The following is a 20,287-nucleotide window of genomic DNA, read 5'->3' as shown; positions in this document are numbered from 1 at the left end:
CGTCAACGATGAGCGTATTTGAACATTTAATGAATGGCTTTGCAACCAGTTTCTTATGGTATAACATCTTATTCGCCTTTGTAGGTGTTATCATCGGAACTGCTGTCGGCGTCCTTCCTGGTATCGGTCCGATGAGTGGCGTGGCCCTGCTTATTCCTGTTACAAGCACAGTTACGAGCGGTATCGGCTTAGGCCCTGCTGAATCAGCTACTAGCTCTATTATACTACTCGCTGGTGTTTATTACGGAGCCATGTATGGCGGCTCAACAACATCTATCCTATTAAATACGCCTGGGGAATCTTCATCTGTCGTTACCGCATTGGACGGTTATCAGATGGCAAAGAAAGGACGCGCAGGTGCGGCTCTTTCTATCGCAGCTATCGGTTCTTTTGTGGCAGGTCTCGTTTCTTTAATTGGATTGGTGTTCCTTGCAGAACCTTTGTCCAATGTAGCCTTGTCATTCGGCCCTGCTGAATACTTCTCGCTTATGCTTCTTGGCTTGTGCGCAGTAAGTGGTTTGGCTGGCAAATCAATGACCAAAGCACTTATTATGACTGTTTTCGGACTATTGCTTGCAACGATCGGTATGGATAATGTTTCAGGTGTTGCTCGATTTACGTTTGATAACCCTATTTTATATGCAGGACTAGAGTTCCTGACGATTGCAGTAGGTATGTTCGCCTTGGGCGAAGTATTTAAAACGATTATCGACAATGATAAATCTGCCGGTAAAATTGCAAAAATTGATCGCGTTATGCCCACGAAGCAGGACTTAAAACAAAGTGCTGCCCCAATTGCACGCGGCTCTTTCTTAGGCTTCTTTATTGGTGTCCTGCCAGGAGCAGGTGCAACACTCGCTTCTTTCTTCAGCTATATTACAGAGAAGAAGCTTAGCAAAAACCCTGAAAAATTCGGTAAAGGTGCAATCGAAGGTGTTGCAGCTCCCGAATCCGCAAACAACGCAGCATCAGGCGGCGCAATGATCCCACTTCTTACACTCGGTATTCCGGGATCAGGTACTACCGCTATTCTAATGGGCGCATTCATGATGTATAACATTCAGCCAGGCCCTTTGTTATTCGACAAACATCCCGAGGTTGCTTGGGGCTTAATTGCCAGTATGTTTATCGGTAATGTGATGCTCTTAATTTTGAATATGCCACTTGTTAAAGTGTTCGCAAAAATTATTGATACACCAACAAGATATTTATTGCCAATAATTGTTGCAATTTCGATATTTGGAGTTTACGCTGTACAAGTTAGTATATTTGATCTTATGGTATTATTAGGATGTGGTGTTTTGGGTTATATATTTACTAAGCACGACTATCCGATTGCACCGCTTGTTCTGTCACTAGTATTAGGTCCAATGATCGAAAACAACATGCGTCGCGCTTTAACTGCTTCCAACGGTGATTTCTCCATCTTTGTTTCAAAGCCGTTGTCAGCTGTGTTCTTAGTAATCGCAGTTTTGTGGATCGCAATTCCGCTTATTTTGAAGATGAAAGGCAAAAAAGTTCTAGTTAATGAAGAAGCATAACAACTTGATAAAAAGTGGTGAAACCGATGGGAAACAAACCATTCAACGCTGGTTCAGGTAAAAGCTTTACATTGCGCGTAGAAATGTTAAATGAAGAGACAAACTTTGTGGTCATTGCTTCAGCAATCTGTGAGCACGGCGGAGACGTTGTCGCTATCGATATGATTCAGACGAATGTTGAAAAAACGATCCGTGATATTACAGTTACGGTTCAAGACACCGTCCAAATCGATCGCATTTCCACTTCGATTAAAGCTTTGGCTGGCGTTCAATTGCTTCATATTTCAGATCGTACGTTCCTTATGCATCTCGGTGGCAAGATTGAAATGAAAGCGAAGCATCCTGTTCAGAACCGTGATGATTTATCCCGAGTGTACACGCCAGACGTAGCTAGAGTATGTATGGCTATCCATGATGATCCACGTAAAGCTTTCACGCTTACAATGAAGCGTAACACAGTAGCTGTCGTTTCGGACGGTACTGCTGTGCTTGGTCTTGGCGACATCGGCCCATATGGCGCAATGCCTGTTATGGAAGGTAAAGCCATGCTGTTCAAGCAGTTCGGAGATGTGGATGCAGTTCCAATCTGTCTGGATACGCAAGATACAGAACAAATTATTCAAATCGTTAAATCTATCGCACCTGGCTTCGGTGGCATTAATTTGGAAGACATCTCTTCCCCACGCTGCTTTGAAATCGAAGCTCGATTAAAAGAAGAATTAGATATTCCCGTATTCCATGATGATCAGCACGGCACTGCTGTCGTCCTCTATGCGGGTTTAATAAACGCATTGAAATTAGTAAAAAAACGGATCGAGGATGTCAAGATCGTCGTAAACGGTATCGGAGCTGCCGGTGTCGCTTGCAGCAACATTTTGCTAAAAGCCGGCTGTAAAAATTTGATCGGTGTCGATATTGACGGAGCCATTGTCCGCACAAACACGTATGAACAGGATTCCTGGAACCAATTCGCTCAACGCACCAACCCGAACTTGGAGTCAGGCAGCTTGGCTGACGTTATTAAGGGAGCTGACGTATTTATCGGCCTCTCCCGCGGTGGCCTTCTCAAGCGTGAACATGTTCTTACGATGGCAGAACGCCCTATCGTATTTGCGATGGCAAACCCTAATCCTGAAATTGCTCCAGAAGAAGCAGTTGATATTGTAGCTGTTCTGGCAACTGGACGTTCGGACTATCCGAACCAAATTAACAATTTGCTCTGCTTCCCAGGTATTTTCCGCGGAGCACTCGATTGCCGCGCATCCACAATTAATGAAGAGATGAAGCTAGCAGCTGCTGAGGCAATTGCCGCAACGATTACAGATAAAGAGCGAAACTCGTCCTATATCATCCCAAGCGTATTCAACCCGACTGTCGTTGAGAACGTACGCAAACGGGTTATCGAAGCCGCGTTGGAGACGAAGGTAGCACGCCGCGTTCCTCGTGAGTATCGTGACTAGTAATATCTGAATGAAGAAAGCAACAATCAGCTTGTCGTTTCGATCAAAGAGCTGATCATGTTTCCGGTCGCTGTTGTTGTCGATTGTTTCTTTTTTTGGACTCTGCGGTTACAAAATAACTGAAACTGGCGACAACTGTGATTGGTCAAATCGATTTAGCTCTCTCGTCACTGCAAGCTGTTGTATGCATTCGTTTTCAATCATGCTTAGGTAAATCCCAAATCCCCCGCCTGCTCCCCCAGGAAACAGGCGGGGGATTATCGTTTTGGCACATCATACAGCTGCAACAACATACAACAGCTTATTGCCTGCATTCAATATAGAACATATTGCAATTGTCCCTCTTTCCATGTTAGTCTATGTTCATCACAGCACCATCTGTACGTTTTAGATCGTACAGTTGAAAGGAAGATCGTAGCGATGACTGAATCCGAACAACCGAAGAAGACAAGCATGGCAAGCGCTGCTAAAGCTTTGTTAGCGAAGAAGAAAGAACAGCAAGAACAAGGGAAGCAAGGCTTCCATGGCGACCAATCGACAAAGGCATTGAGAAGCCAAAACAACAAGAAGCCGAATAATCAACGCCGTCGTACAGGCGGATCCTAAGCTGTTGCTTAGTCATAACACTGCTTTGTCCATATCTGTAAGGACTAACATGGTATGATAGATACAGCTTGCCTTACAACAGTATTACATTTGCAGAAATAACGGGGAACCTTCATGACCACAGCTTTGTGGAACAGAAGGTTCTTTTTTATTCTCATTTGTTCTATCACATATCCCCTCCGAACTTGAATATATTGAATACAATAGCGATTGTGATTGTTCCAGGAGGTGTTTTCATGAAAGATTTATCATATATTGTGTCACGAGAAGACTGGTCGCTGCACCGAAAAGGGTACCAGGATCAAGACCGTCATCAGAAGAAAGTGCGTGAAGCAATCAAGCAAAATATTCCGGACCTCGTTACTGAAGAGAACATCATCATGTCGGATGGCAAACAAATTATTAAAGTTCCGATCCGCAGTCTGGATGAGTTCCGCTTCGTATACAACTTCAATAAAAAGAAACATGTCGGCCAAGGAAATGGAAAAAGTCGTGTCGGAGATGTACTCGGTACTGACAGTCAACAGCAAGGACCAGGCAAAGGCCGGAAAGCAGGCGATCAGCCCGGCTCCGATGTAGTTGAAGCTGAGATAAGCATCGCAGAGCTGGAGCAACTGCTCTTTGAAGAGCTTGAGCTTCCTAATCTGAAGCAAAAAGACAAGGACCAACTGGAAATTACAGATATACGCTTTAATGACATACGCAAAAAAGGCATTATGTCCAACATCGATAAGAAGCGTACCATTTTAGAAAATATTCGCCGTAACGCTCTAAATGGCAACCCGGGCATTCATGGCATCAATCCCGATGACCTTCGATTCAAAACGTGGGAAGAGATTGTGAAGCCTCAATCCAACGCCGTTATTATTGCCATGATGGACACATCCGGGTCGATGGGCAGCTTTGAAAAATACTGTGCCCGCAGCTTCTTTTTCTGGATGACAAGATTTCTGCGCAAGCAGTATGAAAAAGTAGACATCGTGTTTATCGCCCACCATACAGAAGCTAAAGAAGTAACCGAAGAAGACTTCTTTACACGAGGTGAAAGCGGAGGTACAATCTGTTCTTCTGTTTACATTAAAGCATTAGAAATCATTGAAAGCCGCTTCCCTCCTTCCCTCTACAATATTTATCCGTTCCATTTCTCAGATGGAGATAACTTAACAAGTGACAACGAACGCTGTGTAAAATTAATTCGCCAGCTGCTGAGCGTGTCCAGTATGTTCGGTTACGGAGAAGTGAATCAATACAATCGCAGCAGTACGCTAATGTCTGCCTATCGCAACATCGACCTGCCTAACTTCATGTATTACGTCATCAAGGAGAAAACCGAAGTGTATAAAGCCTTAAAGCATTTCTTCAAAAAACAGCCGGCAAATGGGGTGTTCTCATGACTTCAGATGATTTGAAGCAGCTAGACTATGCAATTGCCGAAATTACAGAGATTGCCGCAGGGTTCGGCCTTGATTTCTATCCAATGCGCTATGAGATTTGCCCTGCTGATATTATTTACACGTTCGGGGCATACGGCATGCCTACCCGCTTCCATCATTGGAGCTTCGGAAAAACATTCCATAAAATGAAGATGCAATACGACTTTGGATTAAGCAAAATTTACGAGTTGGTGATTAACTCCAACCCCTGTTACGCCTTCTTACTTGAAGGAAATTCACTGATCCAGAATAAATTAATCGTCGCGCACGTATTAGCTCACTGTGACTTTTTCAAAAACAATGTACGCTTTTCCACTTCCAATCGCAATATGGTGGAAAGTATGTCCGCAACGGCAGAGCGAGTATCCCAGTATGAACTGGAATACGGTGCACAAGCTGTTGAAAGCTTCATCGATGCCGTTTTGGCGATACAAGAACATGTTGACCCTCAAATCGTCCGCCCACAGAAACTTGATAAGCAGCGATATATGGAGCTCAAAATACAGGAGATGAAAGAAGCAAAGCCCCCGAAGTCTAAAGGCACCTATGACGATCTGTGGGATCTTGATTCTCCATTGAAAGACAGCAAAGATTCATTACGCAAAGAACAGCAAAATCGAACATTCCCACCCGAGCCAGAGAAAGATATTGTCTGGTTCATTCAAGAATTTTCCACAGAGCTAGAAGATTGGCAGCGTGATATTATGTCGATGCTGCGGGATGAAATGCTGTATTTCTGGCCGCAAATGGAAACAAAAATTATGAACGAAGGATGGGCGTCCTACTGGCATCAGCGCATTGTACGAGAGCTTGATCTCACAACAGAAGAGTCTTTCGAGTATGCAAAGCTAAATGCATCTGTCGTACAACCATCGCGCAACAGCTTAAACCCCTACTACCTTGGGTTGAAAATATTTGAAGATATTGAGAAGCGTTATGATAAACCGACAAAGGAAGAAAAAGAGCGCCTTGGAAGAAAGGATGGGCAAGGACGCGCCAAAATATTCGAAGTACGGGAACTTGATTCGGATACATCCTTTATTCGCAATTATTTAACGAAAAAGCTAACAGATGATCTTGATCTATACGTATTTGAGAAAAAAGGTGTCGAATGGAAGATTACAGATAAAGCTTGGGAAAACGTGCGGGATCAGCTTGTTTACAGCCGTGTTAATGGAGGATTCCCATATATCGTGGTGAAAGACGGGGATTACCAGCGAAGTGGAGAGTTATATGTAACTCATCAATATGAAGGGGTTGAACTCGATCTCAAATATGTAGAGCGTACTCTCCCTTACCTATTCACGCTATGGGGGAAATCGGTTCATATGGAAACGAAGGTCGAAGAAAAAGGTGTTCTCTTCACTTATGACGGTAAAAAAGTTACCCGCAAATTCATTGGTTGAGCACCTTCGAAGATGACAACGAGCATCTCTCCCCGACTGCATATAAGGGACGAGATGCTCGTTATACATATCCAGCATAGAATAAATCATTCCCCGCATTTACTTACCAACCTAAACAGACATATTGCTACCTGTTCGCCGATTCAGCGACCCACGCGCAGCCACTGCCTCTTGCAGGACACGAGCCCATTGCTTCGCCTCTTCATCCGTTAGCAAATCATAGGTGTGCCATACAACTTGCTCCCCATTTTTAAGCTTAAATACATAATGAGTGAAGATCGGTTGAAACAAAATGCCAATTCGAGTGTAAACGACCGTAAAATGTTCAATGTTGGGCCATGGCACCAAATCACCATTTTCCTTGTATATACCCGATTCATCATAAACAAATAGCTCGGATTGTTTTCGCACCATCGCGCGCAATGTGACCGAAAACAATCGACCGAAATAAACGATTCCCATGACAGCCAATGCTGCAGAGCCTAATTTCCACATGATATCAGGAATTTTAACAACTGCTGCGTAAGCCAGCCCAATACTCCCCATAATACATAAAAGTGAAATCATCATTTTCCTCATAACGGTCATGCGATTGTAGACGATAGTAATCATGATGGCCTCCTGCTTCGAGCACGTATATGATTATGTAACCCGTTCAACACTGAATGAAAATAGACTTTATATCATAGTATGATTATGTTAGATGGAATGCAATATATTACATCTGAGCCTTATGAAACCTATCCCTTCACTCACAATCATATGTTACAATCAGGGATGCAAGCTTATATGGAAGAAGGGGAGCAGCATGATTGCCATCATTTATGACTTGGAAATGACAGTTACACGCCGCAAAGGTCAAATATCCGAAATTATCGAAATAGGCGCCGTTAAACTAACGCATTCCGAAGGTAAAGCGGTTATCCTCGATACATTCCAAACCTTTGTCAAACCTACGCTGACTTCCCGAATTACTGGGGACACAACCTCATTTACAGGGATCAGCCAGCAAGATATTATTCACGCTGATGAATTGCCGGCAGCGCTTGAACGCTTCGTTGCCTGGATCGATACGGAAGAATATGCCCTATGTTCATGGGGCCGTGATGACAAAGTACAATTTACTAAGGAATGTAGGCTTAAAAAAATACCTTTGCGTTGGCTTAAAAACTACACAGATGTACAGCAGCAAATATCAACCATGATGGGACGACCAAACAAACAACAAATAGGTTTAAAAACCGCGCTTGAAGAGTTGAATCTTCCTTTCGTCGGCTCACATCATCGTGCGCTTGACGATGCATACAATACGGCATTACTATATATCCACTTTGCGGATAAAATATCACTCCATCAAAATAGAACGACTGACCATGCGGCGTATGAGAGTGAAATTTACTACAAAGATACATCTAATGATGATGAAGATTCACTTGCAAACAGCCCGTTTGCAGCACTACAACGATTGAAGAACGACACGGAGTAAATATGAATAGTGCAATACGCTAAATACCCGCCTTGCTAAAAAGGCGGGTATTTAGTATGCACTGCACTATACGACGTTGAAGTCCTCAGGATCCGGACCAACACGTTTATCTTGATTCAATTGGTCAATAAGCAACATCTCTTCTGCCGTCAATTCAAAGTCGAACACATTGAAGTTCTCACGGATACGGGATGCTGTTACAGACTTAGGAATAACGATATTCCCTTTTTGCAAATGCCAGCGAATAACAACTTGAGCACCTGTCTTGCCGTGGTTAGCACCGATTGCCATTACAGCGCGGTCTTCTAGAATTTCTCCACCTTGCATAAGCGGGCTCCATGCTTCAAGCACAATATTGTGCTTATTGCAGAATTGTCTCAATTCATTCTGAGCCAAACGTGGGTGACATTCGACTTGGTTTACAACTGGAACAATCGAAGTATTTTCCATCAAGCGCTCCAAGTGGTGAATATGGAAGTTAGATACCCCAATAGCACGTACCCGTCCTTCTTCTAGCAACTTCTCCAATGCTTTGTATGTTTCCAAATACAAGTCACGTTCAGGAGTTGGCCAATGAACGAGATAAAGATCAACATAGTCTGTGCCAAGCTTGTTCAAGCTATCATCAAATGCTTTTAGTGTAGCTTCATAGCCTTGGTCGGCATTCCATACTTTTGTCGTTAAGAAAATTTCTTCACGAGGTACACCTGATTCTTTTATTGCTTTACCTACACCTGCTTCATTCTTATAAACAGCAGCTGTATCAATATGACGATACCCAATTTGAAGCGCAGTCTTAACCGCTTCTTCGACTTGTGCACCTTCTTCAACTCGCCATACTCCAAGCCCTAGCTGCGGCATATGTACTCCGTTGTTCAATGTAATAATCATGTTGTATCTCCTCTCACTTGTAGGTTGAACATCGTTATAATTGGCAATCTAGACAAGCCAACGAACCGGATAACAAACATCCTACTGAGTATATTACTTCAATTTGTAACCGTGTACAAGAAGACACCACTCTGTATTTAGTTATGTATTTATTTGTTTATCTACATATGAATATGTATGTATGCCAACAACATGAGCACTTCCAACTCCACCCCCTTTATCTTAGAACATTTTAACAAATTGAATTAAAGAAATGGCTTTATAGGAAGAATAGAGCTTCAAAATTGGGTTTGCTGCCCAATGATGTGAGGTTCTTTTTTGCATTATGAGAATAAGTTTATGTTTCGATACAGAAGCGTTGACACCCCATATTACACTTGATAAGATACATTCCAATAACATAGTAACTCAATCGGAATTGTTTTATTTAATTCCACATCGACCGGATCACCGGAGATACTCACGCTACTCAAACGCAGTAAGAATGAATTGAAAAAGGGTGTCTTGGCTAATTTTCATGGATGAAAGAGGAGGGTTTACGATGAGCATATCACCACAACGAGAAAATGATAGCACTACTGAATGGTCAACCGAATCATTTCCGCAGGTAGATGTTTGGCTCACTCGCATAGCAGAACATTTGAATGACCTTCGTTATGGTTCGCTTAATATCGTCATACATGATGGACGCATCGTTCAAATTGACCGCCTAGAACGCCATAGATACGACTTGAGCGATTCACTATCATCTGTTAAAGAGAAAGGGGTTCTCTCTCATGATCGCAAAACAAAAAAGAAAATTTAAACTAGCTGTTATTTCCCTTTTACTAATTGGCTTAACAGCCACACTGCTCGCAGGATGCGGTAGTAAGAGCACAAACAATCAAGCCGGGAGCGGTGCAGAGCAAACGAAGACGGAAATTGAAATTCAAAATGTTTCTTACGATCCAACTCGTGAATTTTATGAAGAGTATAACAAAGCATTTGCTGCTCACTGGCTGAAGGAAGCCGGTCAAAATGTCACCGTTAAACAATCGCATGGCGGCAGCGGCAAACAAGCTCGTTCCGTCATCGACGGACAGCAAGCAGATGTCGTGACACTTGCACTTGCTTATGATATTAACGCTATACAGAAGAAAGGGCTTCTGAAGCAGGACTGGCAGAAATCCTTCGAAGACAACAGCGCTCCTTACTACTCCACGATCGTCTTCCTAGTACGCAAAGGCAACCCTAAACAAATTAAAGACTGGAATGATCTCATACGCGATGACGTTTCCGTTATCACTCCTAACCCAAAAACATCCGGCGGTGCGCGCTGGAATTACCTTGCTGCATGGGGCTACGCCTTAAAGCACAACAACAATGATGAAGCTGCTGCCCAACAATTCGTACAATCCTTATTTAAGCGAGTTGAAGTATTGGATTCTGGTGCACGCGGCTCCACGACTACCTTCGTAGAACGCAACATTGGTGATGTTCTGATCTCTTGGGAAAATGAAGCGTTCCTAGCGGTAAATGAACTTGGCAAAGATCAGTTTGATATTGTCGTACCTTCATTGAGTATTTTAGCTGAGCCTCCCGTTGCTGTCGTTGATAACATCGTTGATAAACGCGGTACGAGAAAAGTAGCGGAAGCGTATCTGAAGTATTTGTATACAAAGGAAGCACAAGAGATTGTAGCGAAACATCACTACCGCCCTCGCCTTGAAGAGGTTGCGAAGAAACATGAAAGCAAGTTCCCGAACATTGAATTGCTAACCATCGATAAAGACTTTGGTGGATGGGAAGCTGCGCAGGCGAAGCACTTTGCTGATGGCGGTATTTTTGATCAAATTTATGCCAAATAGGGCATTACCGAATCATCACGCTTGATAGAAAGCAGGTTACGTCTATGTCTACATTAAACTCCCAACTTAAGCCGAGCAGGAACGCCAAAAGCGTCCTGCCTGGCTTTCGACTGTCCATGGGCTTCACCCTTATCTATTTATCCTTCCTTGTACTGATACCGCTCGCTACGATTGTTCTGCATTCCTTGCAGATGAGCTGGGATACCTTCTGGGAATTAATATTAGATAAACGTGTGATAGCCGCCTATAAAATTAGCTTCTTAACTTCGCTGACAGCTGCTCTAATTAACGTTGTCTTCGGCTTCATCATCGCCTGGGTGCTCGTGCGCTACAACTTCCCAGGCAAGAAGCTCGTTAACGGCATCATCGACCTGCCGTTTGCCCTGCCAACAGCAGTTGCCGGTATCGCATTAACCGCTATCTATGCGAAAGATGGCTGGATCGGCCAATGGCTGTATGCAATAAATATACCGAGCGCATATTCCGTAGTAGGCATCACGATCGCATTGACGTTTATTGGGCTGCCATTCGTCGTTCGTACAGTACAGCCGGTATTAGAGCAATGGGATCATGATGTTGAAGAGGCAGCTGCCATATTAGGCGCATATCGCTGGCGTACGTTCATCCGTATTATTTTGCCGCAGCTGTTCCCTGCCATGCTGACTGGGTTCGCGCTAGCCTTTGCTAGAGGCTTAGGGGAATACGGTTCTGTCATCTTTATTGCAGGCAATATGCCGTTCAAAACCGAAATCGCACCATTGCTAATGATGACGAAGCTGGAGCAGTACGATTACGCTGGTGCCACTTCCATTGCTCTTGTTATGCTCGTGATCGCATTTGTGCTCCTGCTATTGATGAATGTTATTCAATGGAGCTTTACAAGACGCTGGGGTTCCCTATAGCCTGTTAAACCGTAATTCAAAAGTATAACACTAATGAGGTACATGCTTATGACTATCTCTCAACAACCACTTCCATCAGCACAAGCAGCATCGTCCATTGCATCACGGCGTTCATCATCATATCGCTCTGTCACAAGTGAGCCTGCTTGGGTAAGGCGAACATTAATTGGAATTGTGCTCGTATTTGTAATTGTGATGCTGATTTTGCCGCTGATCACGATATTTTCGCAAGCGTTCAAACGCGGCTTTGATGTTTATTTAGCTGCACTGGAAGATCCAGATGCTTGGGCGGCCATCAAACTGTCTTTACTGACGGTAGCCGTTGTCGTACCGCTTAACGCTTTATTCGGTATCGCAGCCGCCTGGTGCATAACAAAGTTTAGCTTTCGCGGCAAGCAATTGCTCGTATCCTTGATTGACGTTCCCTTTTCGGTCTCTCCTGTCATTGCTGGATTTATGTTTGTGCTGTTATTTGGTGCACAGGGATGGTTCGGGCCCTGGTTGCAGGAAAACGGCATAGCTATCATCTTTTCTTGGCCTGGCATTATGCTGGGAACACTGTTTATTACGTTCCCGTTTGTAGCACGAGAACTGATTCCGCTCATGCAAACACAAGGGATTCAAGAGGAAGAGGCAGCCATTACATTAGGTGCTAACGGCTGGAAGCTGTTCTGGCGGATTGCGCTTCCTAATATGAAATGGGGGCTGCTGTACGGCATTATCATTTGTAATGCAAGAGCACTCGGCGAATTTGGCGCTGTTTCAGTCGTCTCGGGCCATATCCGCGGAGAAACGAATACGATACCGCTGCATATTGAAATTCTCTATAACGAGTATCAGTTCTCCGCTGCCTTTGCAGTCGCTTCCATACTTGTGTTTGTCGCCTGCCTCACGTTAGTGCTTCAGCATTGGTTCGATCGCAAGCGACGCGAACAGCAGCATTTATAACCAGATCGTTCAAAAGGGATCGTATGACACAGTCACACTGGTCATTCGATCCCTTTTCTCTTATAACGGATACAGTTGTAACTCAATCTATGCTAAACATGTCTCCGTATTATGTACGTCAGCAATATTGATACGTACGGCATGGCTTTGTAGCCTGTCCTACTATAAGCTGATCCACGACATCATCTACCATAAGAGCAGTTGCCTGCGGCTTAGCCAATTTGCGCATCGCCTGCTTTATTTCTTGCAGCTTTAACGGATGTTGATATACATTTTCTATCTTTAAACACACATAAATAAAACCCTCCGGAACGTGAGCATGTGCTGACATACCAAAGGGCCGTTATGTGCGAACTACGCTATTTTTCTTGCTAAACTTATCTTGTTGGAGCGCCTGGTATGCCTTGGTATACAAGCGGTTCATTGAAAGTAGCGTAATCCAGGTTCACCATAAGCAGCAATGTGCGCTGTCCCGTTGCAGGATCACTAATAATGATATGATCGCGTCCAGCTGCCTCAAGCACACCACGGAAGATTTTCGCGTTCCATTCAGAGTTGTTCTCGTACGTCATATAGAACGTTCCTACCTTGCCAAGGTTCAAACGCAAAATGTTTTCTACAAAGGACTGTTCCAAGTTTTGCGTTTGTACGACTGCACCGCTTGGGGTCATCACAGCACCACTACTCACTTGCGGAGGAATAACCGTAGTTTGCTGCTGAAATTGAGGTGGTGTCACCGTTACTTGTGGCTGAGGAGACAAGTATGGTACAGCTCCTCCATTACCTCCACCCCAGTATCCATTTGGTTTACCATTGCCGATCTGACCTGCAGCATTACCTTGCTGTACAGGGTAACCGTAATTTACGTTATTCATTTCACTCTCTCCCTTCAATCTTCACTAGCTTCTATAGTTAACTGCTGTCATTTTCATGCACACTTATGGAGTTAGCCTAATTATTAATATGTGTTGTACACTTTAGGACAATCTTCACCCGTCGGGGTAAAGAAGCAGTGCGCTTTATATCGCCCTGAGTTTTGCTGATTGTACCACGTAGGCGGACAATCCCCAGCAGGCCGGAAAAACCACAATGCATACGAAGCTGGCCATACTCGCTCTCCGTTAATGGCTCGCTGTGCTAAACGAATATCACGATCTCGGGCTTTTTGATAGAAATAGCCTTTCTGGGTAGCCTCAAATCCGCCTGGGCTTTGATAAACCATATCACTCACTGATCTTATATTCAAAAAATCCAAGCAGTCACCCAGTATGCGATTCACACCCACATTTCCAACCATCATCATTCCTTGCTCGCCTTCACCCTCCGCTTCTGCACGCATAAGACGCGCCAGCAGCCTAACATCCTCCGAGTTCGCTCTAATAACGGCCATTTCGTTCGCTCCCTCCCTTCATCCGATATCATCATATGTGCAGTAGCCCAAATGGTGACACAAAAAAAGCAGAACCCTCTCACTAGGAGAAGATTCTGCTTAAAAATAGCGTATATAAAGGGAAGGACATTTAGATAGTAGGGATTACAGTACTAATAATAAAGTACTGGGATTACAATACTTGTGTTGCAAGCTCTTCTGCACGCTTCTTCGCTGCTTCCAACAATGCTGGTGCTTGATCAGGCGCAGCATTAACACCTTGAACCACTAGGTTGTGGTACTCTGTTATGCCGATGAAGCCCATTGCTGCTTGCAGGTAAGCATTTGTAAATTGTAATGCTGGTGCTTCTGTATAGTCGCCACCACGGGATTCAACAAGAACAACTTTTTTGCCGCCAGCAAGACCTTGTGGGCCTTCAGCTGTGTACTTGAACGTACGACCTGCAATCGTAATGTTGTCAATGTATGCTTTCAATAGCGGCGGGTAGCTCAAGTTCCACATTGGTACTTCATATACAACTACATCTGCAGCTAGGAATTGCTCAAGAATTTCATTCATACGCGTAACAGTTGTTTGCTGCTCAGCGGATATCGCTTCACCTGCACCAAGTTTGCCCCATGCATCAAGTACGGAACCATCGATCAATGGAACAGATACTTCATAAAGGTTCAACTGTTCAACTTCAACTGGACCGTTTGCTTTAAGTTGATCTACGAAGTGTGCACCAAGTTGGCGGCTGTAAGAAATCTCAAGTGGCTTAGGGTTACTGTTTACAACTAATACTTTTGTCATAATAGATAAACTCTCCTTATCGTTCAATCGAATTTTATAATTATACTGTGTACAGCATGTAAATAAAGTCTATTAACGCCTTATTGTACTTGCTTTGCAAGTTCCTCAGCGCGTTTCTTCGCTTCTTCCAACAATTGCGGTGCTTGATCTGGTGCAGCAGCTATACCTTCAACAACTAAGTTGTGGTATTCTGTCACGCCGATAAAGCCCATTGCTGCTTGTAGATAAGCGTTTGTGAATTGAAGTGCTGGCAATTCTGCGTATACGCCGCCACGTGCTTCTACAAGTATTACCTTTTTACCGCCAACAAGACCTACCGGGCCTTCAGCTGTGTACTTGAACGTACGTCCTGCAATCGTAATGTTGTCGATGTATGCTTTGAATAGTGGCGGGTAGCTCAAGTTCCACATTGGCACTTCGAATACAACCACATCTGCAGCAAGAAATTGCTCAAGAATTTCGTTCATACGCGCAACAGTTGTTTGCTGCTCAGCGGAAATCGCTTCACCTGCACCAAGTTTGCCCCATGCATCAAGTACAGAACCATCGATCAATGGAATAGATACTTCATAAAGGTTCAACTGTTCAACTTCAACTGGACCGTTTACTTTAAGTTGATCTACGAAGTGTGCGCCAAGTTGACGGCTGTAAGAAATCTCAAGCGGCTTAGGGTTTGTATTAACAACCAATACTTTTGTCATTATATAAGTTCTCTCCTCTATATATATCTCGAATTAAGATATCTTCAACAATTAATTTATATTAATAATGAACTAACTTTACGTAAGTAATAATATCTTGATCTCTAACTAATGTCAACATCTATTTATAATATTTTTCACAATAAGAGAAGCGGCCTTGTTCAGCCGCTTCTTTGCGTTCATTTTTATTGAGACGTATAATCTTGACCTGTCACGCTGTGCACTTGACCTGTCGCTTGATAATTCGTTAGTGATGCGCCTTGCTGTCCACCTTGCGCATGATAAACATAGCTATGCGCTTGACCCGTTGGCTGGTACGATTGCGGCACCACGTTCTGATGTGCACCATGTGATTCAGCGGTTACGCTGTGTACTTGGCCTGTTGGATGGTAGTTCGTTTCATGCGTATGCGCATAGCTTTGTGCTTGACCGGTTGGTTGATACGATTGCGGCACTACGTATTGATGTGCACCATGCGTTTCCGCTGTTATGCTGTGTACCTGGCCCGTTGGTTGATAATGTGCTTCTTGTGCATGCGCAAGGCTCTGTACTTGACCCGTTGACTGATAATGCGTCTCTGGTGCATGAGCATAGCTTTGTGCTTGACCTGTCGGCTGGTAATGCGTTTCTGGCGCATGGGCACTGCTTGGCACTTGGCCGATTGGTTGATAGTGCGTTTGCGTTTCTTGCACATGGGCATAGCTCTGCACTTGACCCGTTGACTCGTAATTATGCGGTACCACTTCTTGCTGTGCTCCATGCGTTCCCGCTGTTATACTTTGTACTTGGCCCGTCGGCTGATAATGGGCTTCTGGCGCATGAGCATAGCTTTGTGCTTGGCCTGTCGGCTGGTAATGCGTTTCTGGCGCATGAGCATGGCTTTGCACCTGGCCGATCGGCTGATAATGCACTTGTGTTTCTTGTACATGAACATGGCTTTGCACTTGACCCGTTGGCTCGTAATGCGGCACCACTTCTTGATGCACTCCATGGGTCTCTGCTGTCACGCTATGTACTTGCCCCTCCGGTTGGTAATGTGGTTGTTGTACATGAGCGTAGCTTTGAACTTGTCCTGCTGCATGGTAATGTGTTTCTGGCGCATGGGCATAGCTTTGTACTTGTCCCGTTGGATGGTAATTCGTTTCTTGGGTATGTGCATAGCTGTGCGCTTGTCCGGTCGGCTGATACGATTGTGGCACTACATTTTGATGCGCGCCATGCGTATGCGCAGTTACACTGTGCACTTGGCCTGTTGGCTGATAATGCTGCACTGCCCCATAGTTATTGTAGCTACTTGCTGAATAACCAGCTTGGTTATGTATGGAACCTCCTTGCGAATAGCCTCCTCCATAGAATCCAGCATTTCCGCTACCATACCCTGTATAAGCAGGATACGGATTGTGTTGAGAAAGGGTATGTCCATATCCACCGTAGGTAGAATTAGGTACGTGATGCTCTATTCCACGAGCATGCTGCAACAAATGAGGTGCCTGTTGGCGCGAATGGTTGTTAGGCATGAAATAGCCTCCTTAGAAATGTTCTGTCATGACGCTGAAGCACGAAATGCTCAGATTCAGCACATGTGGTTATTATGCTTCCAAAGGCAGAAACCTTATTCATCCATTTCATAAATGAACCGATATACATGATCTCAGTCACGCCAAACACACATTCTGCGCGCAACACAAATGGCCTGCATGCAATTGCACACAGGCCATTACCATTTTCATAATAAGAATGTATACCTACCATATCTTCGAATCACTGGGTCACAATATGTGATCCTACCATCATCGGTTCAATAAACTACCAACATAACGGAGCAGCTCATTCGCGCATACCGAGCAATAGCCATGCCCATCAATAAGTCGAGCTGTTACTTCATTAATCCGCTTCAGCTGGTTCTCATCTGGAGTCTTGGTAGAAGTCGTAATCTTGACGATATCCTTCAGGTCCGAGAACAGCTTCTTCTCAATCGCCTCGCGCAAACGATCATGACTGTTGTAATCGAACTTTTTACCTTTGCGTGAGTAGGAGGATAAACGAATAAGTATTTCTTCTCGGAATGCTTTCTTTGCATTTTCCGATACCCCTATTTGTTCCTCGATTGAGCGCATGAGCCTTTCATCCGGATCCATTTCCTCATCTGTAAGCGGATCACGAATTTTTTTCCAATTGCAAAATGCTTCAATATTGTCGAGATAGTTCTCGAATAATGTCTTCGCTGACTCTTCAAAGGAATATACGAATGCCTTCTGTACTTCTTTCTTCGCTAACGAATCATATTCTTTGCGGGCAACTGAAATAAAGTTCAAATTCCGTTCCCGTTCTTCCTTAGTAATGGATGCATGCTGATCCAAGCCATCTTTCAACGCACGAAGTACATCCAGCGCGTTAATGCACGAAAGATTTTGCTTAATCAACGCACTCGAAATACGGTTGATAACATAGCGAGGGTCTACCCCTGACATTCCCTCTTCAATGTACTCACTCTGCATTTCCTTCAAATCATTTTCCTTGTATCCTTCTACTTCTTCACCATCGTACATTCTCATCTTCTTCAATAAATCCATACCTTGCTTCTTCGTTTCTTTCAATCGTGTCAAAATGGAGAATATCGCGGCCGCGCGCAGCGCATGCGGAGCAATATGGATATGGTGCATATCACTCTGACCGACAAGCTTCTCATATATTTTCTCTTCTTCAGATACCTTCAAATTATAAGGAATCGGCATTACAATCATGCGAGATTGAAGAGCTTCATTTTTCTTATTCGAAATAAAGGCGCGGTATTCCGATTCATTTGTATGTGCGATGATTAACTCATTAGCTATTTACTGATAAACCTAAATAGTTCGGGCTCAGTAAATCGAACTTCAATATTGGGTAGATCGTAAACTTTGCGGGTATTCGCCCGCGTCCTTTCTGGTTAATCTCAATAACCACCTTATCGAAAATCTTACGTAGTATCGTATTCTTATCCGTTTTGTCCTCACAATTTTCGTACGCTTCCAGTAAGGTACCTACGTTCATTTTTACAGTAGTTACGTCTACTTCTGCTGGCGCGGTACGTTCTTTAGCTAACACTGCTGTACGCATTTCGGAAAGCTGGGCCAGCTCATTAGTTATGATCGCTGTACGCTCGTCGAACATTTCAGGGGTGTAACGCTGTAGCTCGAATTGTTCACAAATAAAGTCCAATCGATTCTTTAGCGTTTCTTCCTGTTGTTCAATTTGCCTTAGAATTTCCTCTGGCGAAATCGCTTCAGTAGGTTTTTTATTTACCGTAGCAATTACCAGCTCTTGCAGTAAGTCGTTATCCAAGTCAACTAATTCTTTCAAATAGTGCAACAGATTCGCCTCAACCTCTCGGTATTTCACAAAAGTACAACCTGATTGCGTACACCATAAGAATTCCTTATGGTACTGTGTGACTTCTCCAGTAACCCGACTTGTGTAATTTTGGACACTATATTGCCTAACCATCTTTCTACCACATTTAATGCAGACGGCTATACTAGCTAATTCACAGGGTGAAAAGTCCATTTTAGTCCTTGGCTTATTCCCTGTGTTTTTTATTTTTTCTTGCGCCCTATCCCAGGTGTCTCTGTCAACTATAGCCGGCACCGCATTAGGAACTATAATGTGCTCGTCTTCGGGTCTTTCCACTACCTTGCCGTCTATAGTTTGCGTTGTTCTAAACTTCATAGTACCTATAAAGCGCTCCTTCGTCAGCAGCTGCTTTAACTGCTGTGGGTGCCATTCTCTTTTTCCCATAGGGGTACGATATGGCGTATGGTTCTTAATATACGTGGCCAAGGCTCTGAAACTAACATCTCGTAACTTTCCATCTTTACCAGGTACACCGTTGACGTATAAATCAAATATTGCGCGAATTACTTCGGCTTCATCTTCTTTGATTTCTAGCTTTCTAGTCGAAGGATTATAGACAAAACCATAGGGTGCAGCTCCTGATACCCATAGACCAGCCAAAGCGTTGCTTACACGACCGCCCATAAGTCTTTCACTAGTAGTTTCGAATTCTTCTCTAGAAAGAAATAACTCAAACCTAATTTGCCGTAAGTCTGCGGGGTTTTTAGGGTCATATACTTTATATGGCGTGATTATAAAAATACGCATGTCTTTGATAAGTTCGTAAATCAATCCCATATCTTTGTATGAGCCCCGGCCCATACGTGATATTTCTTTGACAGCTATCGCTTGGTACTCACCATTTCGCAATGAGGCAATTACACCCTGGAAGACAGGTCTAGTATCTATTTTATCGCCTGATTTCAATTCTTTAACCTGTTTATAGGGAATACCAATAGGAATTAGCACACGGTCCATTAAGTCGCCTTGAGCCTTTAGGGCGTCTTCACCTGTTTTCCTCTCTAATTCCTCATCTTGCCGTGATTTACGTAGATAGTTAATAATGGCGGTTACACCAAATTCAGATAAGGTATTGAAAGTTACAACCATATCTACTTCTAACCTCCGTTACTTTTGGTATAGTAAATAGTATATAGCACATACCAAAAAGATTCATTACATATTTTGTATAAATAAAGAAGCCGCTAAGTATGGGCAGCGGCTTCTTCTACTTCTGGTTTCTTTACGCGCCTAGCACTTTTTACAGCGATTTCAGCAAGTGTTCTGTGCAAGTCTACCCATTCGTCGTAAGTCGCTTCACGGTCTGGTACGATAATTCCGATCCTCCCATAAGGACCGTCTATGTACCTTGCTACATGTTCGCTTATATTTGAGTAGTCGCTGGTTACGTTATCCAAAACGACCGCCCCCTATTGGCTAGTGTTATATCGTTATTCTTGAAAAAGTTAATTATTACAGGCATAAATCCCCCACAAACCTAAACATCAGGC

General features: G+C 43.7%; 20 protein-coding genes and 1 pseudogene. 10 read left to right on the top strand and 11 right to left on the bottom strand.

The window, feature by feature from the left end; translation table 11 throughout:
- The first annotated feature begins 8 nt into the window (after positions 1-8).
- From FPZ44_RS03960 to FPZ44_RS03940, 5 genes are all read left to right on the top strand, one after another.
- Entirely contained in the window at positions 9-1,541 is a 1,533-nt protein-coding gene (locus FPZ44_RS03960) for a tripartite tricarboxylate transporter permease (protein WP_144987613.1), read from the top strand.
- Positions 1,542-1,567: 26 nt separating this feature from the next.
- A complete protein-coding gene (locus FPZ44_RS03955; RefSeq protein WP_144987611.1) occupies positions 1,568-3,001 on the top strand; it encodes an NAD-dependent malic enzyme in 1,434 nt (477 codons plus the stop codon).
- Between the two features lie 420 nt (positions 3,002-3,421).
- Positions 3,422-3,607, top strand: a complete 186-nt coding sequence (locus FPZ44_RS03950; RefSeq protein ID WP_144987609.1) for a hypothetical protein — start codon at positions 3,422-3,424, stop codon at positions 3,605-3,607.
- Positions 3,608-3,843: 236 nt separating this feature from the next.
- Positions 3,844-5,001 carry a sporulation protein YhbH gene (yhbH, locus tag FPZ44_RS03945; RefSeq protein WP_144987607.1) on the top strand — a complete coding sequence of 386 codons (1,158 nt, stop codon included), beginning with the start codon at positions 3,844-3,846 and terminating at the stop codon, positions 4,999-5,001.
- Complete coding sequence (locus FPZ44_RS03940; RefSeq protein ID WP_144987605.1) at positions 4,998-6,446, top strand: SpoVR family protein; 1,449 nt, start codon at positions 4,998-5,000, stop codon at positions 6,444-6,446. The genes yhbH and FPZ44_RS03940 overlap by 4 nt, the downstream gene beginning before the upstream one ends.
- A gap of 111 nt (positions 6,447-6,557) precedes the next feature.
- Here the strand turns inward: FPZ44_RS03940 and FPZ44_RS03935 are convergent, their stop codons facing one another.
- The gene (locus FPZ44_RS03935) at positions 6,558-7,058 is read right to left on the bottom strand and encodes a hypothetical protein (protein ID WP_144987603.1); all 501 of its coding nucleotides are present in this window, start codon (positions 7,056-7,058) and stop codon (positions 6,558-6,560) included.
- A gap of 196 nt (positions 7,059-7,254) precedes the next feature.
- Between FPZ44_RS03935 and FPZ44_RS03930 the strand changes: the two genes are divergently transcribed.
- Positions 7,255-7,932, top strand: coding sequence for a 3'-5' exonuclease (locus FPZ44_RS03930; RefSeq protein WP_144987601.1), 678 nt, complete (start codon positions 7,255-7,257; stop codon positions 7,930-7,932).
- A 66-nt stretch (positions 7,933-7,998) separates the two neighbouring features.
- Here FPZ44_RS03930 and FPZ44_RS03925 read toward each other — a convergent pair whose 3' ends face one another.
- Complete coding sequence (locus FPZ44_RS03925) at positions 7,999-8,823, bottom strand: aldo/keto reductase (protein WP_144987599.1); 825 nt, start codon at positions 8,821-8,823, stop codon at positions 7,999-8,001.
- Between the two features lie 541 nt (positions 8,824-9,364).
- On the opposite strand from FPZ44_RS03925, the gene FPZ44_RS03920 reads away from it, so the two are divergent.
- Genes FPZ44_RS03920 through cysW form a run of 4 tightly spaced genes read left to right on the top strand, consistent with a single transcriptional unit; the run spans position 9,365 to position 12,520 of the window.
- Positions 9,365-9,628 (top strand): YezD family protein, encoded by a 264-nt coding sequence (locus FPZ44_RS03920; RefSeq protein WP_144987596.1) that lies wholly within the window; start codon positions 9,365-9,367, stop codon positions 9,626-9,628.
- Complete coding sequence (locus tag FPZ44_RS03915) at positions 9,600-10,670, top strand: sulfate ABC transporter substrate-binding protein (RefSeq protein ID WP_144987594.1); 1,071 nt, start codon at positions 9,600-9,602, stop codon at positions 10,668-10,670. The genes FPZ44_RS03920 and FPZ44_RS03915 overlap by 29 nt, the downstream gene beginning before the upstream one ends.
- A gap of 44 nt (positions 10,671-10,714) precedes the next feature.
- Positions 10,715-11,572 carry a sulfate ABC transporter permease subunit CysT gene (gene cysT / locus FPZ44_RS03910; RefSeq protein ID WP_144987592.1) on the top strand — a complete coding sequence of 286 codons (858 nt, stop codon included), beginning with the start codon at positions 10,715-10,717 and terminating at the stop codon, positions 11,570-11,572.
- A 42-nt stretch (positions 11,573-11,614) separates the two neighbouring features.
- Complete coding sequence (gene cysW / locus FPZ44_RS03905) at positions 11,615-12,520, top strand: sulfate ABC transporter permease subunit CysW (protein ID WP_418789120.1); 906 nt, start codon at positions 11,615-11,617, stop codon at positions 12,518-12,520.
- 118 nt (positions 12,521-12,638) lie between these two features.
- On the opposite strand, the gene FPZ44_RS26330 is transcribed toward cysW, so the two are convergent.
- The 9 genes and pseudogenes from FPZ44_RS26330 to FPZ44_RS03865 form a co-directional block, all read right to left on the bottom strand.
- A complete protein-coding gene (locus FPZ44_RS26330) occupies positions 12,639-12,812 on the bottom strand; it encodes a hypothetical protein (protein ID WP_186785905.1) in 174 nt (57 codons plus the stop codon).
- A gap of 85 nt (positions 12,813-12,897) precedes the next feature.
- Positions 12,898-13,395 (bottom strand): spore coat protein GerQ, encoded by a 498-nt coding sequence (gene gerQ / locus FPZ44_RS03900; protein WP_144987588.1) that lies wholly within the window; start codon positions 13,393-13,395, stop codon positions 12,898-12,900.
- 83 nt (positions 13,396-13,478) lie between these two features.
- Positions 13,479-13,910 carry a cell wall hydrolase gene (locus tag FPZ44_RS03895; protein WP_144987586.1) on the bottom strand — a complete coding sequence of 144 codons (432 nt, stop codon included), beginning with the start codon at positions 13,908-13,910 and terminating at the stop codon, positions 13,479-13,481.
- A 172-nt stretch (positions 13,911-14,082) separates the two neighbouring features.
- Positions 14,083-14,703, bottom strand: coding sequence for an FMN-dependent NADH-azoreductase (locus tag FPZ44_RS03890; protein ID WP_144987584.1), 621 nt, complete (start codon positions 14,701-14,703; stop codon positions 14,083-14,085).
- An 80-nt stretch (positions 14,704-14,783) separates the two neighbouring features.
- On the bottom strand, positions 14,784-15,404 hold the full coding sequence (locus FPZ44_RS03885) for an FMN-dependent NADH-azoreductase (protein ID WP_144987583.1): 621 nt from the start codon (positions 15,402-15,404) through the stop codon (positions 14,784-14,786).
- Between the two features lie 185 nt (positions 15,405-15,589).
- The gene (locus tag FPZ44_RS03880; RefSeq protein WP_144987581.1) at positions 15,590-16,921 is read right to left on the bottom strand and encodes a hypothetical protein; all 1,332 of its coding nucleotides are present in this window, start codon (positions 16,919-16,921) and stop codon (positions 15,590-15,592) included.
- Between the two features lie 273 nt (positions 16,922-17,194).
- Positions 17,195-18,235 (bottom strand): annotated as a pseudogene (locus FPZ44_RS03875) (protein prkA); the annotation flags it as partial.
- Positions 18,231-19,886 carry a recombinase family protein gene (locus FPZ44_RS03870; RefSeq protein ID WP_144987579.1) on the bottom strand — a complete coding sequence of 552 codons (1,656 nt, stop codon included), beginning with the start codon at positions 19,884-19,886 and terminating at the stop codon, positions 18,231-18,233. The pseudogene FPZ44_RS03875 and the gene FPZ44_RS03870, both read right to left, overlap by 5 nt.
- 95 nt (positions 19,887-19,981) lie before the next feature.
- Entirely contained in the window at positions 19,982-20,194 is a 213-nt protein-coding gene (locus tag FPZ44_RS03865; protein WP_144987577.1) for a hypothetical protein, read from the bottom strand.
- Between the last annotated feature and the right edge of the window lie 93 nt (positions 20,195-20,287).

Source organism: Paenibacillus agilis, assembly GCF_007786455.1.
Taxonomy (GTDB): Bacteria; Bacillota; Bacilli; order Paenibacillales; family Paenibacillaceae; genus Paenibacillus_B; species Paenibacillus_B agilis.
Note: the sequence above shows the minus strand (reverse complement) of the source record. Positions and strands in the feature narration are given on the sequence as shown.